This is a genomic window from Hydrogenovibrio sp., assembly GCF_049975065.1.
Taxonomy (GTDB): domain Bacteria; phylum Pseudomonadota; class Gammaproteobacteria; order Thiomicrospirales; family Thiomicrospiraceae; genus Hydrogenovibrio.
In genome coordinates, this window is the sequence record NZ_JBNGDN010000026.1 from 21,168 (window position 1) to 22,516 (window position 1,349).

General features: G+C 51.9%; 1 protein-coding gene. It reads left to right on the forward strand.

Features of this window, described 5'->3' with window-relative positions; all coding sequences use genetic code 11:
• Positions 1–21 precede the first annotated feature (21 nt).
• Positions 22–1,185 carry a Card1-like endonuclease domain-containing protein gene (locus ACP5D0_RS04935; RefSeq protein ID WP_472364490.1) on the forward strand — a complete coding sequence of 388 codons (1,164 nt, stop codon included), beginning with the start codon at positions 22–24 and terminating at the stop codon, positions 1,183–1,185.
• The last annotated feature ends 164 nt before the right edge of the window (positions 1,186–1,349 follow it).

Sequence of the window (1,349 nt, forward strand, 5' to 3'; positions counted from 1 at the left end):
TAAATTTGGAACTTTAATAACATGAACGCAAAAAACACCCCACCCACCCAACACCTTCATCTGTGCCTCGTCTCCAGACAACCCGCCCCCAATATTGTGCCTTTGCTGGATCCAAACCTGCAGGTAGATGAAGTCATCCTGCTGCACACCCAAAACTTTAAAACCCAAGCCGAATGGCTCGCCAAAGCCCTTAGTTATTATCAAATCAAAAGCCGATTCATCACCCTGCCCCATCACGAAAATCTCACCGTGCTGCGCGACTTCTTCATCCAACTGCTGGACACACTCATGGCGGAAAACGACAACACCCGCCTCTACGCCAACCTCACCAGCGGCACCAAACCCATGTCACTGGCCTTATACGAAGTGGCGCTTATGAGCGAATCTGACGGCACCCAGGCCTATTACATGAATATGGACGACACCCTCAGCTGGTATCTGCCCAAATCCAAAGCCGAGTCTGCGCCCTATCCACTGGAAGACCGCATCAAACTCACCCCCTTTTTAAAAGCGCACGGCTGGCAACCGCTGCAAAAACCGCAAGGCACCCAATACCCGCAATGGCGCACCTTGGTGGAAGACTTCGCCAGCAACATTCGGTACTGGCGCAAACCGCTGACCCAGCTCAATGGCATCGCCGCCACCGCCATGAACTTGCAACTCCTTTCCAAGCCCATTCAAACCCTAAACAAACCCCTAAAACGCCTGATCAACCTACTGCAAGCCGCCGGACTGGTTCAGCTCAAAAAAGACCGCCTGCAATTTACCCATGCCGATGCCCGCTTTTTCTGCAACGGCGGCTGGCTGGAAGAGCTGGTCTTTCACACCCTCAAACAACTGAGCGCTGAAAACCGCAAAATTCAAGATTTTGCGCTCGGGCTGGAAATCCAATCCGATACCAGTGATGCCCAAAACGAACTGGACGGCGCGGTGTTGGTCGATAACAAGCTGGTGATTATCGAATGCAAAACCCACAACACCAAAAACAAAACTCAAGCCATCCGCGACAGCCTCTACAAACTCGACACCCTAAAAGACATCGGCGGCGTCACAGGGCGCGGCCTGCTGATCAGCATGCACCCACCGACCCAAAGCGACCTCAAACGCGCCAAGCAGTACCAGATCCCGATGATTCATAGCGAACAAATCGAACACCTAAAAACCCACCTAGCCAAATACCTTTAAGCCGAAGCCTCTCCGGCCAACCACTCCAGGCCTGGGGAAAATGGTTTTTTGAACCACAGAGACGCAGAGACACAGAGTTTTTTAAAACGCTGTCATTCCGAACCTTACGGCTGTCATATATGGACCCACCCGTTTTTTGCAAGCAATTTTGACCTTGGCGTAAA